The organism is Streptomyces sp. AM25 (assembly GCF_058146165.1).
The window spans coordinates 18308-32975 of the sequence record NZ_JBKIWN010000003.1 but is presented as its reverse complement, the minus strand read 5'-3'; the positions used below and the strand labels follow the sequence as shown (position 1 = coordinate 32975).

Below are 14668 nucleotides of genomic sequence, written 5' to 3'. Positions count from 1 at the left end.
AACGGCGTGACCGCAGCGGTCACGCCGTTTCCCAAAGGCCGGTCAGGAGAAGACCGTCCCCGCCTCCCGCACCAGTCCGTGCAGGTCACCGTCCGGCTCGGCCCGGTCGCGGCGCCAGACCAGCCCGGTCGCCAACGAGGGCGAGAAGTCCCGGAACGGCAGGACGACACTCGCCCCCTTTTCACCTTCCCGGTCCTCCGCACTCAGCAGCGTAATTCCGAAGACCGAACCGTTCGCCACGATTTCACGCACGCTCGCATAATCCCCGATATTGAGGTTGACCTCCTTGTGGATTCCCGCGGCTTTCAGGCGCACCTTGAGCTGGTCGAAATAGGTGGGGAGTGTGCCGGGCGCGGAGGTCACATACGTGTAGTCGGTGAGTTCGCTCAGCGACACCGAGCTCCGCCCGCCGAATGCGGCGGCGGGCAGCAGTGCGCCCAGCGGCTCGTGCAGCAGCTCCAGCACCTCGATCCCCTCGGCGTGCACGGGCAGATGCACCAGCGCCATGGCGAGGTCGCCGCGCTGCACGGCGTTGAGCAGATTCCCGCTGTTCCCGGGCCAGCGCTTGACGTCGTATTCCTCTTCCCCGGCACAGCGCGCTTCGAGCCGCGCGAGCTTTTCCCGCAGTTGCGGGTGCAGGGCCGGCACCACGCCCACGTACGCCGCCCGCCGCCCGGGCCCCAGGGCCCGGCGCAGCTGCCAGGGAATGTCGTCGAACCGGCCGAGGACGTCCTTCGCGACGGGCAGCAGAGCCGCACCGGCGCGGGTCAGTGCGACATGGTGGGAATCCCGGTCGAACAGCCGCTGGTCGAGTTCGCGTTCCAGGTCCCGTATCCGCTGGCTCAACGGCGAGGTGGCCATGTGCAATTGACGCGCGGCGCGGGAGAAACTGAGGTTCTCGGCGACCGCCACGAAGTAGCGCAGGTGAAAGATCTCCACCGCCGGACCCTATCGGGGATGATCGCGAGGCGGCCCGGCGGCTGTTCCTCCCTCGGGGCTCACTGCCGTTCGGTTCCTGCGGCCAGGGGGCTGCGCCGGAGCAGGGCCCGGGTGGGCAGGCCCGTGGCGGCGAGGGCGAGCAGGACGGTCGCGGCGGCGAGCGGCAGGGCCGTGCCGGCCGGGACGTACGGGGCGGCCCCCGTGACGCCGCGGGTGACCGGCACCAGGGTCGTCCAGGCGATGGCGCCGCCCACGAGGAGCCCGGTGCCGACGACGAGCAGCGCCTCCCAGCGCATCATGCCGCGGACCTGGCGGCGCGTGGTGCCGGACAGGCGCAGCAGGGCGACTTCGCGGCGGCGGTCGAGCACGGTCATGACCAGGGTGTTGGCCGCGGCGACGGCGGCGAAGCCGCCGAGGACGGCCGCCATCACGGTGTTGGCCCAGGCGTTGAGCTCCTGGTTGCGGTCGGCCTGCGCGGCGAAGCCGGCGGCGTCGGTGACCCGGGTGCCGGGTGTGCCGAGTGCCTGCAGATGGCGGGCGACCGCGGCGTGGTCGGCGCCGGGTGCGTCGCGGACCAGGACCTGGGAGTCGAGGGCGGCGGCGGTGTGGGCGGCGACGGTTGCGCGGGGCAGCAGGATCTGGCCGAGGCCCAGGCCCCGTTCGTAGGTGGCGACCAGCTTCGGCCGGACCGGCGTGCCGTCGCCGAGCCAGAGTCGGACGGTGTCGCCGGGCTCGGCGTGCATGCCGCGGGCGAGGGCGGCGTCGAGGGCGACCGTCCCGGCGCCGAGGTCGCCGAGGGAGCCGCTCGTGACGCCGAGGTCGAGGACGCGGGCCAGCCCGGCCGGGTCGCCGGAGACGCCGAGGGCGGTCGCGGACAGCAGGACGTCGCCGCTGCGGTGGACGGCTCCGGTGCGCAGGACGCCGACGGCGGCCTCCACCCCGGGGACGCGGGCGGCCCGTTCCGCGGTGGCGGCCGGGAGGCCGGGGCCGTCGGGGGCGAGGACGTGGTCGGCGACGACGCCGGTGCGGACGTGGTCGTCGGCGACGTGCCGGATGGTGCTCTGCAGGAAGACGAGCGTGCCGCAGAAGGCGGTCACCATGGCGATCGGGGTGATGGCGGAGGCCAGCCGGTGGGCGTGGGCCCGGGTGTTGTCGGCGGCCAGCGAGCCGGACGCACCGGCGGAGCGCAGCGGCAGGCCCAGCACGGTGGTGCACAGCCGGGCCAGCGGCGGGCCGAGCAGGGCGACGGCCACCAGGAGGCACATGACCACGCCGAGCGCGGTGTCGGCCGCGTTGTCGCCGTTTTCCCCGGCGGCGACACCGGCGAGGACGACGCCGCCGGCCGCGGCGGCCAGGCCGAGGGCGGTGCGGATCACGCCCGGGCGGCGGCGCGGGACGGCGGCCTCGCCCAGGGCGAGGCCGGGGCGGAGTTTTGCGGGGCGGCGGGCGGCGACGTAGCCGGCGATCAGCGCGGAGACCAGGGTGGTGCCGATCGCGACGGCCATGGGCAGGACGCCGATGTCGAGGGAGACCTGCTCGGGTACGGCCCCGCGGTCGACGAGCCGGCCGAACCACCAGGAGGCCAGGGCCAGTCCGGGCAGGATCCCCAGGGCGCCCGCGGCGGGGGCGACGATCAGTGCCTCGGTGGCGACGGTGCGGCGGATCTGCCGCGGGGTGGCGCCGATGGCCCGCAGCAGGGCGAACTCGCGCGAACGCTGGCCGGTGGCCAGGGCGATGGTGCCCATGACGACGAAGACGGCGGTCATGGCGGCGATGCCGCCGAAGGAGCCGCCGAGCCCGGTGAGGGCCGACTTGGCCTCGGTGAGCCCCGGTTCCTCGGCCTGCCCGCGGGCGTCCCCGGTCAGCACCCGGGCCTTGTTGCCGACGGCCCGGCGGACCTCGTGGGCGAGGGCCGCGTCGCTCGTGCCGGGACGGGCGCTGACGGCGATGGCGTCCGCCGCGCCCGGATGACCGGAGAGCCGGTCCGCCGTGCCCTCGGCGAACCAGGCGGTCGCGCCGCCCGTGCCGGCCGGGGCGAGGCCCGAGACACGGTAGGCGGCGGTGCCGCCGGGGGCGACGAGCGAGACGCGGTCGCCGGTGGCCAGGTGCGCGGCACGGGCGGAGGCGGCGTCGAGGACGACCTCGCCGGAACGCGGGGCGCGGCCCTCGGTCAGGGCGGGGGTGCCGAGGCCGATGGTGGCGCAGGACCGTCCGGTCCAGGTCCCGTTCACGTTCCCGTCCCCGGACTGGACGGGGAAGGAGAGGTCGGGCACGGCAGCGGCCACCCCCGGCCGGGCCGCGATCTTCGCGGCCAGCGCGGCGTCGACGCGGGGACGGTCGGGCACCGCGGCATCGACGGTGTACCGGCCGTCGCCCTTGCCCGCGGTGATACGGACATGGGTGTCCCCGGCGACCACCACGGGGGTGTCCTGGTAGCGCACGGGGGCGACGTGGGCGGTGATTCCGGTCTGCAGCAGGACGCCGCAGGCGGTGATGATCGCGGCGCTGAACATCAGCGCGACGAGGCTGCCCGCGAACGAGGCGGGCCGGAAGCGCACGGACGCCCGTGCCAGGCCGTTCGTCACGCCGCCGCCCCCGCGTAACGGCCGCCGGGAGCAGCCGACTCGGCGGTCAGCGCGATCATCCGGTCGGCGACCGTCTGCGGGTCGGGCCGCATCAGCTCACCGGCGAGGAGGCCGTCGGCGAGGAAGAGCACCCGGTCGGCGTGCGAGGCGGCCACCGGGTCGTGCGTGACCATGACGACCGTCGCACCGAGCGCGTCGACCGCCCTGCGCAGCAGGCCGAGGACCTCCTGGGCGGTACGGGTGTCCAGCGCGCCGGTCGGCTCGTCGGCGAACACCACCTCGGGCCGGGTGATCAACGCCCGCGCGATGGCGACCCGTTGCTGCTGCCCGCCGGAGAGCTGCCCGGGGCGGCGCCGGCCATACCCGTCCAGCCCGACCTCGGCCAGCAACTCCTGGGCCCGGCGCCGGTCCTGGCGCTCCCCCGCGAGGCGCTGCGGAAGCAGGACGTTCTGCAGCACGGTCAGCGAGGGCAGCAGGTTGAACGACTGGAAGACGAACCCGACGCTGCTGCGCCGCAGTCTGGTCAGCCGGTCCTCGTTCAGCCCGCTGATCTCCTGGCCGCCCAGCAGCACCTGCCCCGCACTCGGCCGGTCGAGCCCGGCGGCGCACTGCAGGAACGTGCTCTTGCCGGACCCGGACGGTCCCATCACCGCGGTGAAGCTGCCGCGCGGCAGGGCGAGATCCACGCCCCGCAGCGCGTGGACTGCGCCCTCGCCTCGGCCGTACGAGCGCCGCACGGCACGTAGCTCGACCGCGGGGCCGTGCCCCGGATACTGCGGGGTGGACGGCATGATGACCCTTTCCTTTGTCCTCCGTGATGCCTACGACGGTAGAAAAGGCCAGGTCAGCGGGCCATGGTGACAGCCGGGCAGTGTGGGGTGGGGTTTTCCCCCGGTCAGACGGTGCCGGTCGGATTGAGGATGCTGAAGCGCCAGGTGCCGTCGGCGCTGCGGCGGGCCACGTTGGTGGTGGTGCCGGACGACGACCGGCAGGCGGTCCGCCGCACCACCCTCCTGCGCGTCCACGCCCACATCGACCGGCACCTGGCCGGCCCGTTCGCGGTCGGCCGCACGGTGGCCTCGATCGTCGCCCGGTGGGGGTTCCTGGACCCGGCCCGCTTCAGCCACGCCTTCAAGGCGGCCCACGGCCTGAGCCCCAGCGACTACCGGGCCGCCCACGGCGTCGGGTGATACCTGTCGTCGGGTGATACCTGTCGATACCTATAGAATCGCGGGTGTCTTCGCGAATAAGTTGCAGAAACAAGCCCGCCGCATGGCGCCGGCCACGGGTGGTTCTCTGGGCCACGGCGGGTGTGGCGACCCTCGTACTCCTCGTCGCGCTGGAGATCGCCGCGCGGCGGTACACCGGCGAGCCGGGGCCGCTGACCGAGCAGGCGCGAGAAGTGATCTTCGCCCCCAAACCGGGACCGCTGTACGGCGGCATGGCGCTGATGATGGTGGTGCTCACCTGGCGGGAGCGGTTCATCGCGGCCGGTGCCGCGGTCGGCATCGACATCGTCTTCGTGCTGGTGCGGTGGGCGGCCGGCGTCCACGTGCCCGAGGGCCGCTTCTTCGGCAACGGCGCGCTGTGGGTGATGCTGGGCTGTGCGGTGATCGCCGTCACACGCCGCACCGGCCGGGAACGCGTCCTGCTGCTGCAGGGCGTCGGGCTGGGCCTGCTGCTGGTGGCCGGCCGCAAGACCGGTGACACCTGGCTGCTGATCACGGCGAAGACGCGTCCGATGGTGCTCGACCCCTACCTGGCGACCGCCGACCACGCGCTGGGCAACCCGTCGTGGGTGGTGGGCCGGCTCCTCGAGGCCACCGGCCCGGTCGGTACCCATCTCGTCCACGTGGTCTACGCCCAGCTCGCGGTGGCCGCGGTCGTCGTCGCGGCGTACCAGCTGCGCAACGTGGCGGCCGAGCGCCGCTTCCCGCGCCACCACCTGGTGCGCACCTTCCTGGTGATCGGCCTCCTCGGACCGGCCATCTACATGATCTTCCCGGTGGTCGGCCCGGTCTTCGCCTACGGCCCGGGCGCCTCCGGCACCGGCGGCGTGCAGTGGGCCGTGGCCAACCTGTGGCCGCACACGCCGCCGCCCGTCCATGTCCCGCACCCGGTGCCGTACGACGCGATCACGCCGCGCAACTGCATGCCCAGCCTGCACACGGCGTGGGCCACAGCGATCTTCATCCACTCCCGCAAGGGCCCGCGCCTGCTGCGCTGGGCGGGGGCGTTCTGGCTGGTGGCCACGCTCACCGCGACGCTGGGATTCGGCTACCACTACGGCGTGGATCTCATTGCCGGCGTGGTGTTCGCGCTCACGATCGAGACGGCTCTGCGCGCGTTCGACCGCGGCTGGGACCGGTCGGGAATCCGGCTGGTCGCCTACGGCGCCACGGTCTTCGCCGCACTGCTGGCGGCATACCGCTTTCTGCCGATGGAAATGGCCACGCATCCATGGGTGTTCGGGCCGCTTCTCATCGTGGCGATGGGCTCCGTGATCCACGGCTACGTACGGACCACCAAACGGTGGGACGCGAAGGCCGCACCGGCGCGGCGACCGGAACCGGATCCGGAACTGCAGCCCGAACTGGTGTGACGTCACCGTCGCACGGCGGCGGCCCGGCGGGAGGCCCGTAGATCGGCGAGCGCGACCGTGAGTGCAGCGAGGACGAAGAACACCACGGTCGCCAGGCCCAGTTGCAGGGCGGTCGCCCAGTCGTGATGGCTGGCGACATGGGCGAAGAAGACCGCGCCCACGGCGGCGATGCCCGCCGCCGTGCCGATCCGCTGCCCGGTCTGCAGGACACCGGCGGCCGCCCCGGCCAGCTCCACCGGGACCTCGGTGAGGGTGAGCGCGGTGTTCGGCGCGATGGTGAGCCCGGAGCCGATCCCGGCGAGCAGCAGGGGCAGGGCGGTCGCCCAGGGCGCGCCGTGGCCGGGTACGCACCGGACGGCCACGAGGGCACCGGCGAGTCCGAGCAGGACCCCCAGCAGCCCGTGGACGACGAGGCGGCGCCCGTACCGGGCCACCAGGCGCCCGCCCGCGGCGGCCGCGAGCCCCGAACCGATGGCGAAGGGCACCAGGGCCAGGCCCGCCTGCAGGGCGCTGTATTCGAGCCCGTTCTGCAGGAAGAGCGAGTAGATGAAGAAGATGGTGGTGAATCCGGCGAAGTACACCGTCCCCAGGAGGGCGCCGAGCGAGAACGACCGGAGCCGGAACAGCCGCAGGTCGAGCGCAGGCGCGCGGCCCCGTCGGCCCTGCCTGCGCTCCCAGCACCAGAAGGCGGCCAGGACGAGCGCGCCGACGGGAATCAGGAACCACTTGCCGCGCCCCCGCCACTGCTGCTCCTGTACGAAGGGCAGCATCAGGCAGACGACGCCGACGCCCAGGAGCAGCACACCGACCGGGTCGAACCCGTTGTTCAACGCCCTCTCGTCCGCGGCCTTCGAGGGCAGGATCCCGGGGGCCAGGACGGTCGCCGCGATGCCGATGGGCAGGTTCACGAAGAACACCCACCGCCAGCCGTGGTCGGCGCCGAACGCCTCGATGAGCAGCCCGCCCGCGACCGGTCCGACCGCCGTGCTGATGCCGACGACGCTGCCGAGCATGCCGAACGCCCGGGCGCGCTGCGCTCCCTCGTACATCTGCTGGATCATCCCGAACACCTGCGGCGTGACCCATCCCGCGGCGGCCCCCTGCACCAGCCGGGACGTCACCAGCCAGCCGGGGGAATCGGCCAGCCCGCAGAACGCCGAGGCCAGGGTGAACAGCGCGATCCCGAGGACGAACGCGTTCTTGCGGCCCCGCTGGTCACCGAAGCGTCCGGCCGGTACGAGGACCAGGCCGAAGGTGAGCGCGTATCCGGACACCACCCAGGACAGGTCGGCCGGCGCGGCGCCGAGGCCGTGCTGGATGGACGGCAGCGCCACGTTCACGATCGACGTGTCGAGCAGCGTCATGAACGAGGCCGTCAGGCACACGCACAGCGCCTGCCGGCGAGGCCGGTCCGCGGCCATGGACTCGCCGGAGGCTCTCATGCCCTCAGTCAACATGCGTTCGCCGGGGCGGGTGCGTACCGTGCGTCCGGACGGGTGACGAATCAGTCCTGCCGCTCAGCGAGCGGCTCCTCGCGCATCGCGAGCGCCAGCACGAAGGCGACCGCCAGGAAGGGCACGGTCCACCCGAAGACGGCGCGGAAGGCCGAGGCGCTCTCCCCCGTTCCCGGCTGCGGGGAGCGCAGCCCGGCGGCGAGGATCGCGCCGAAGAGGGCGGCACCGAAGGCACCACCGAGCGTGCGGCAGAAGTTCAGTACCGCGGTGGCGGCGCCCACGTCCTCGTGCCCGACCGTGTTCTGGCCCGCCAGCAGCGCGACCTGGATGAAGAGGCCGAGCCCCACGCCGACGACCGCCAGCGGGACGACCAACCACCGGGCACCCGTGTCCGGCCCCGCGCGGCCGACGACCGCCATCGCACCACCGGCCAGCACCGCGCCCGCCACCGGATAGAACTTGTACCGCCCCGTCCGCGCGATCACCGGCCCCGAGAGCGCCGCGGCCGCGACGATGCCGAGCAGCATCGGGATGACGAACAGCCCTGCCACGAACGCCGACTTGTGCTGCACGAGCTGCAGGAACATCGGCACGTAGAGCAGGGCGGCGAACAGCACCATCCCCACGATCAGGTACTGCGCCGCCGCCAGACCGAACACCGGGCGGCGGAAGAGCCGCAGGGGCGTGATCGGTTCGTCCGCCCCGCGCTCGACGAACAGATACAGGACCAGCGACGCACCCCCGAGACCGATCAGCCCCAGGATCACGGGCGAGCCCCACGCATAGCGGTGCCCGCCCCACGTGGTGACCAGGAGGGCGGACGTGGTGAACGCGGCGGCCACCAGCGCCCCGAGGACGTCCACCCGGCCGCCCGCGTCCGCCGGCCGCGGTAGGCGGAGCCGCAGGGCGACGGCCAGGAAGGCGACGGCGCCGATCGGCAGGTTGACGTAGAAGATCCAGCGCCACGACAGCCCGTCGGCGAACGCGCCCCCGAGCAGGGGCCCGGCGACGAGCGCGAGCGCGGCGACCATGCCCAGGAGCGCCTGGTGCCGGGCCCGCTGCCGCGGCGCCGCGATATCGCCGGTGATGGCCATCGAGAGCGAGGCGATGCTGCCGCCGCCGATGCCCTGCAGAGCACGGCAGAAGACGAGATACGGCAGGCTGTCGGCGGTGGCGCTCAGCAGGGAGCCGGCCAGGAAGACCGCGAGGGAGAGCTGGAAGACCTTCCTGCGGCCGTACATGTCGCCGAGCTTGCCGAAGACGAGGGTGGTCACGGCGCCCGTCAGCAGATAGGCGGTTGCGATCCACGAGGCGTCGGTGGCGGTGCCGTGCAGGTCCCTGCTGATCGACGGCAGGGCGGTCGTCACGATCGTCTGGTCCAGGGTCGCGACGAACAACGCCAGCATGAGCGGCAGCATCACCATCACGGCCCGGCTCCCAGCGCCGACGGATGTTCCGGATGGCTGCGGTTGCGGCAGATCCACCACAGCCAGGCCGCGTAGTCGGTGCAGGCCCGCGCCGAGGCACGTTCGCCCAGGGCACGTGCGGCGACGTGCAGGACGGCACCGGTCAGGGCCGTCGTCCGGTACTCCTCGGCGCACAACACCCGCATCATGCGCTCGCGTTCGACGATGCTCTCGCGCAGGACCGCGTACATGCTCCGGCGCAGCTCGGCCGTGGACCGTCCGGTGTCGCAGAAGATGCGGTGCAGGGCCGCGGCGAGGTGCTCGCCCGCACGGCCCGCGGCCCGCCGGCGGCGGCCGTGTTCGGCGACGCGGGCGGTGTGCGCGAGGCATTCGGCGTCCCGCAGCGCGAAGGTCAGTCCGGAGGCGGTGAGCGGGTGGCAGGTGCCGACGGCGTCGCCCACCAGGGCGTACTGGCCGCGGCCGTGGAAGCTGCGCGGGCGCAGGCGGTTGGCGGCCCACTGGACGCCGCCGTGTTCCAGGGCGTCGTGGAAGGCATCGGCCAAGTCGTCCGGGAGGAAAGGGGTGTAGGCGCGGCGCAGGAAGGTCGGCAAGGGGGCGGAGCGGAGCGACAGCAGAGGGACGTCGAGGGCCAGCCGGACGGTGTCGTGGTCCAGCGGGTACGCCAGAGCGGGGCCGGGGCCGCCGGCGAAGACATGGCCGTAGCCCTCGGACGGCAGCTTCACCCCGCGCAGCAACACCCCGGCGGTGCGCGAGACCATGGCCGGTGATGCCGCCGTGGGCCGCAACGTGCGCCGGACCAGGGACGTCTGCCCGTCGGCGCCGACAACGCGCCGCGCGCGGGCGTGCCGTGTGGGCCCGTCGCCCTGGTCGTACGTCACGGTGGCGTGCTCGACGGACCGGACCCGGGCGCCGAGGGCCACGGTGATGCCCGGGTGGGCGGACGCGCCGGCACGGAGGGCGGTGACCAGGTCCTCGTGCCGGACGACGGCGGCACGTTTGCCGTCGGGGCAGGGGAGGGTGATGGGCGTGCCGCCGTCCTCGGGGTGCAGGACGAAGCCCAGGGTGGGTGTGGTGCGGGCCGTCGGCAGCTCGACGCCGAGCCGGTGCAGGGTGCCGAGCCCGGTGGGGTGGATCCACTCACCGGCAAGTCGCTTCGACGGTCGGCGCGTTGCCTCCAGCAGCAGGACGCCGAGGCCGGTACGGGCGTGCGCGAGGGCCGCGGCACAGCCTGCCGCGCCTGCGCCGATGACGGCGACGTCGTACGTAGTCGGGGTCATGGCTTCCTGCGGCGGTAGCGGAGGAGGCAGGGTTGGCGGGGCGGGGCGACCAGCGCCAGGCGGGCCGGACGGAGGTCGGGGTCGACGAGTTCGAGGTCGAAGTCGCGGAGGAGGACGCTCCAGAAGATTTTGATCGATTGCTGGGCGAAGGACATCCCCAGACAGGGATGGTGTCCTCCGCCGAATCCGATCAACGGGCTGGGCGTGGCGCGGTGTTCAGCGCGACTGACGTAGCGATCGAGGTCATAGCGGTCGGGATCGCGGAAGACCTGGGGCAGACGGTGGGCGGCCACTGGGGACACGATGACCAGGTGACCGCGTGGCACCAGATGGCCGCAGATGTTCACGTCCCGGGACGCAGTACGCATGACGCCACGAGCAGATGGGCGCAGGCGTTCCCCTTCCGTCATGCAGTGCCCCAACCAGTGCATGTTGTTGAGCAGTTGCAGGGTCGGCACTGGCGTCTCACCGAAGAGTGCGTCCTGTTCGTCGCGCACGACGGACAGCCACCGCGGGTGTTGCAGCAGGAGGGCGCCCGTCCATGCGGACTGCGCGGCAGTGGTCGCGTAGCCGCCGAACAGCAGACTCATCACGACGGAGGCAGCGACGTTCACGTCGGGCACGACGCCGTCCGGCCGGGGCGTGCTGGTGATCGTATCGAACAGGCCCTGCTCGCAGCCTTGAGGGCGGTCCCCGGGCCCGATGTCCTTGACCGCACGGGCGAGGGTGGTGCGTGCGCGGTCCCGTCGGCGGTAGACCGGCAGCGGCGCCCCCGGGCTGATCGCCAAAGATGTGAAGAGAGCGGAAGCCAATTGGTCCAGAAGGGCGGGAAGAGCCAGACCCATCGCACGGCCGAACCGGGTCCCGACAATACAGTGGGCGGTGAAGAGGGACGCCACCTCGCCGGAGGCCGTGACGAGGTCGACCGTACCGCACCGGCCCCAGTCCGCGGTGTACTGCTCGACCTGCTCGTACATGGTTGCCACATGCCGTGCCATGGCCTCACGCCGCAGGACCGGGCGCGTGACCTTCTTCTGCCAGGCATGGAGTTCGGGGGGATCATCCAATACATGGCCCGTACCGAACAAAGGCGTGATGCGGCTGTGGGTGAACTGACGGTGGAAGTCGGTGTCGTCCTGTCCCAGGACGACAGCATTGAGGTGCGGGCTACAGAAGGAAGCCGCCTTTGTGCCCAGGAATGTGAAGGCGATGGCTTCGCCCAGCGCAGCGTGATGACGCAGCAGGAATTCCCCGGGGTCGCGGAGGAAGGGAACGGCGTGGCCGATCAGCGGAAGACCTCCGGGGACGGCGGGCAGCTTCCGGGCCGTGTCCGGCCCATCGCCGGTCATGTCTCTTCCTCCGCGCGGCGAGCATGCCAGTATCCGATGAAGAACGCGCCGCTGCGGGCCCCCTCGCACGTCGCACGGGCGCCATCGGTCATCATCCGCAGTAGAGGCGGTAGTTCCTCGCGGGGCGGGAGTTCTGCGACGAGTTTGTCCAGCAGGTCCCAGTTGGGCGCCCAGTCACCCATATCCCGGCCGTCGCTGACGTGGATGTCGGTGAATCCCGCGGCCGTCAGTCCCTGTCGGAGATCGTCCACGGTCGCCAGGGCGGCGAGGCCATGGGCCCGGCAGATGGCCTCGGCGTTCGCGTCCGCCTCCGCTCCCGCGGCCCGCATCCAGTCGTAGCCGGTCCACACCGCGCCCGGCCGCAGCACACGGGCGACCTCGCGGTGGGCGCGGGACTTGTCCGGTACGTGGCACAGCGCTTCGAAGCTGTAGGCGGCGGTGAAGACCGCGTCGTCGAAGGGCAGGGCGGTGGCGTCGGCGACACGGAAGGAGACCCTGTCGTCCAACCCCTGCTTCCGGGCGTTGTCCTGGGCTTCCCGGACGCGGTCGGCCACCAGGTCGACGCCGACCACCCGTGCACCGGTGTGGGCGGCGATGGTGCAGGCGGGGCCGCCGACGCCGGAGCACAGGTCCAGCACGTAGGCATCGGCCGTGAGCCCGGCCCGGTCGGCCAGGTCCTTCTCGTGAGCCTCGGTGGCCTCCTCACGGCTCTGCCCGGGGCGGTAGCAGGCCATGTGCTGAGAAGGCCCCCAGCCCACCCGGTAGACGTCCCCGACCAGGGCGTAGTACTGCTCCACCATTGCAGTGGACTCGTCACGGCGGCGCCCGGGGTCGGCGACGAAGGCCTGGAACTGTCCCGTCGTATCGGTCTCGGTGCTCATGCCACTCCCTGTGGTGTGCCGGGGTCCGGGGTGAATGGGGTGACCGCCCGTAGGTAGCGGCCCAGGGCCAGGGTCGGGAAGTAGGCGGGATATTGGCGGTAGTTGATCATCATGGTGGTGAAGAAGACACCGTTGACCTGGTCTTCGCACCAGGAACCGTCGGGGCGCTGGACGGTGCACAGCCACCGGACGCCGTCGGTGACGGACGGGTGCCCGGGACCGAGCGCGTCCAGCCCGGCCAGCACGGCCCAGCTGGTCATCCCGGGCAGGGCGTGGCCGAGCGCGATGTAGCGGCGCTCGACGCAGCTCCGCCAGTCCTCCCCCCATCCCCCGTCCGCCAGTTGGGTCGCCACGAGCCAGTACCCCAGGGCACGCAGGGCGGGATCATCAGGGGAGGCGCCCGCCGCGCGGAGCCCGCGGGCGGCGTGGAAGGCGGCGTAGGTGTAGTTGATGCCCCACGCGCTGGCGAAGGATCCGTCCGGGTTCTGGGCGGAGCGCAGGAAGGCGGCTCCCCGCTTGATCGCCGCGTCGGCCCGTCGGCGCCCGTCCGGCGGGAGGAGCGGACGCATTCGGGCCAGAGCGGTGAGTGCGGAACCGGTGCAGTCCACGGACGACGAGTCGACCATGCAATGGGCGAACATCTCCGTCGGGTTGAGCGCTTCGAGCCACCGGCCGACGCGTTGGCGGTCGAGTGTGCCGAAGCCGCCGTCACGGTTCTGCCGGTCGAGAATGATGTCCAGCGCGGCGGGCAGGGACCACGCCGGAAGCCGGGCATCCGCCACGCTCAACAGCGCGTTGACGGCTTCCGCCGTGCAGTCGCCGACCGGCCAGCGGCTGTCGCGGTCGGAGAGTGCCCAGCCGCCGGTCACCGTGCGCAGCGGCGGCACCAGTCCCGGATAGGAAGTGATCTGGGCGTCGCGCAGATATCCGGACGCCCGCAGGACCGCCGGTTCCACGTGTTCCGGCCGGTGTTCCGTCCCCGACGCCATGAGGGCGCTCACGGCGAAGGAGGTTTCCCACACCATGGTCCGGTCGCCGCAGAGGCGCAGCCCCCGCTTCTCGTCCGACCAGATCCAGTACTCCAGCCTGCCCACTGCCGCGTCGAGCAGGGGGTGATGCCGGTCGTGTGCGAACAGCACCAGGCACTCCGCCAGCGCGTTCACCGAGGACAGTCCGTGCACCGGGGACGCGTGCTGCTCGTCGACGACGGCGCGGTGACAGCGTTCCAGGGCGGCGCGGCGCAGCCGGCGGCTGTGTACGCGTTCCCAGCCGCGCAGGCCCTGTTGGAGCGCGCGGAGGAGGCGGCCGCGCGGGACGACCACGTCGGAACCGGGGCCGGCCGGTGTCGTGCCGGCGAACAGCTCACCCCTGAGCTCGTCGGCCACCGTCCCCAGGTCCACGCGGAACCGTGCGCCGTAGAGATGGCTCATGGCCTGGTAGAGCATGCGGGTCCAGCCGAGCATCCGCTCCGGGTGGAAGGGGACCCACCGCGGCAGAAGCATCGCCTCCGGCGGGAACGGTGCCACCTCGCGGTACGGCACCAGCCCGAGGACCGCCAGCCAGAACATCCCCCATTGCGGAACGGCCCGCGTACCGCCCGGCTGCGTGCCGAGCCACTTCCGGGCGTCGGCGGCCAGTGGATCGTCCGGGCCCACGCCGAGCAGGCGCAGCGCGACATACGCCAGTACGGTGGCGTACGGCGAGGGAGGGGCGACGGGGTGCATGCCCCAACCGCCCTGCGGAGTGCGCGTGTTACGGAAGTACGTGATCATCCTCTGCCGGGAGGTCTCGCCCGGCGGGCGCCCCAGCGCGCGCATGACGATGACGTACTGGGAGAGGATCGTGGTGTTCCACTCCATCTCCCCTTCCCAGGAGCCGTCGTCGGCCTGCAGCCCCAGGAGGCGCCCGCACGCGGCGCCGTAGGCGGCGCGTACGTCCGGGAGGACATCACCGGCGTTCATCGGGAGGCGCTCCTTCCGCGGTCGGGTGCGAGAAGGAGGAAGCCGTACGGCCGGCTGGAGAGCCCTGGTTCGTCCCCCAGCGCTATGCATGGCCGCTGTTTCGGGACGGGGAACCGTCATTCATCCGGAATGACGGTAAATATGCCTGGCCGTACGATCCGTGTGCGAGCGGTTCCGGGCATCGGCCCACGCG

General features: G+C 72.5%; 11 protein-coding genes. 2 read left to right on the top strand and 9 right to left on the bottom strand.

Going from position 1 to position 14668, the window contains the following annotated elements; all coding sequences use genetic code 11:
* Window positions 1-42 precede the first annotated feature (42 nt).
* Genes ACLHRZ_RS04285 through ACLHRZ_RS04275 form a run of 3 tightly spaced genes read right to left on the bottom strand, consistent with a single transcriptional unit; the run spans window position 43 to window position 4315 of the window.
* Window positions 43-939, bottom strand: coding sequence for a LysR family transcriptional regulator (locus ACLHRZ_RS04285; RefSeq protein ID WP_490416874.1), 897 nt, complete (start codon window positions 937-939; stop codon window positions 43-45).
* 59 nt (window positions 940-998) lie between these two features.
* Window positions 999-3524: an ABC transporter permease gene (locus ACLHRZ_RS04280; RefSeq protein WP_490416873.1), complete on the bottom strand. Its 2526-nt coding sequence runs from the start codon at window positions 3522-3524 to the stop codon at window positions 999-1001.
* The gene (locus ACLHRZ_RS04275) at window positions 3521-4315 is read right to left on the bottom strand and encodes an ABC transporter ATP-binding protein (RefSeq protein ID WP_490416872.1); all 795 of its coding nucleotides are present in this window, start codon (window positions 4313-4315) and stop codon (window positions 3521-3523) included. Before ACLHRZ_RS04275 ends, ACLHRZ_RS04280 begins: the two co-directional genes overlap by 4 nt.
* Before the next feature lie 129 nt (window positions 4316-4444).
* On the opposite strand from ACLHRZ_RS04275, the gene ACLHRZ_RS04270 reads away from it, so the two are divergent.
* Both ACLHRZ_RS04270 and ACLHRZ_RS04265 read left to right on the top strand, forming a co-directional pair.
* Entirely contained in the window at window positions 4445-4714 is a 270-nt protein-coding gene (locus ACLHRZ_RS04270; protein ID WP_490416871.1) for a helix-turn-helix domain-containing protein, read from the top strand.
* Window positions 4715-4812: 98 nt separating this feature from the next.
* Window positions 4813-6126 carry a phosphatase PAP2 family protein gene (locus ACLHRZ_RS04265; RefSeq protein ID WP_490416870.1) on the top strand — a complete coding sequence of 438 codons (1314 nt, stop codon included), beginning with the start codon at window positions 4813-4815 and terminating at the stop codon, window positions 6124-6126.
* A gap of 2 nt (window positions 6127-6128) precedes the next feature.
* Here the strand turns inward: ACLHRZ_RS04265 and ACLHRZ_RS04260 are convergent, their stop codons facing one another.
* From ACLHRZ_RS04260 to ACLHRZ_RS04235, 6 genes are all read right to left on the bottom strand, one after another.
* Complete coding sequence (locus ACLHRZ_RS04260) at window positions 6129-7568, bottom strand: MFS transporter (protein WP_490416869.1); 1440 nt, start codon at window positions 7566-7568, stop codon at window positions 6129-6131.
* A gap of 62 nt (window positions 7569-7630) precedes the next feature.
* Window positions 7631-9004, bottom strand: a complete 1374-nt coding sequence (locus ACLHRZ_RS04255; RefSeq protein ID WP_490416868.1) for an MDR family MFS transporter — start codon at window positions 9002-9004, stop codon at window positions 7631-7633.
* The gene (locus ACLHRZ_RS04250) at window positions 9004-10284 is read right to left on the bottom strand and encodes an FAD-dependent monooxygenase (RefSeq protein ID WP_490416867.1); all 1281 of its coding nucleotides are present in this window, start codon (window positions 10282-10284) and stop codon (window positions 9004-9006) included. The genes ACLHRZ_RS04255 and ACLHRZ_RS04250 overlap by 1 nt, the downstream gene beginning before the upstream one ends.
* Window positions 10281-11633, bottom strand: a complete 1353-nt coding sequence (locus ACLHRZ_RS04245; protein WP_490416866.1) for a cytochrome P450 — start codon at window positions 11631-11633, stop codon at window positions 10281-10283. Before ACLHRZ_RS04245 ends, ACLHRZ_RS04250 begins: the two co-directional genes overlap by 4 nt.
* The gene (locus tag ACLHRZ_RS04240; protein WP_490416865.1) at window positions 11630-12514 is read right to left on the bottom strand and encodes an SAM-dependent methyltransferase; all 885 of its coding nucleotides are present in this window, start codon (window positions 12512-12514) and stop codon (window positions 11630-11632) included. The genes ACLHRZ_RS04245 and ACLHRZ_RS04240 overlap by 4 nt, the downstream gene beginning before the upstream one ends.
* Entirely contained in the window at window positions 12511-14475 is a 1965-nt protein-coding gene (locus ACLHRZ_RS04235; RefSeq protein WP_490416864.1) for a hypothetical protein, read from the bottom strand. Before ACLHRZ_RS04235 ends, ACLHRZ_RS04240 begins: the two co-directional genes overlap by 4 nt.
* Between the last annotated feature and the right edge of the window lie 193 nt (window positions 14476-14668).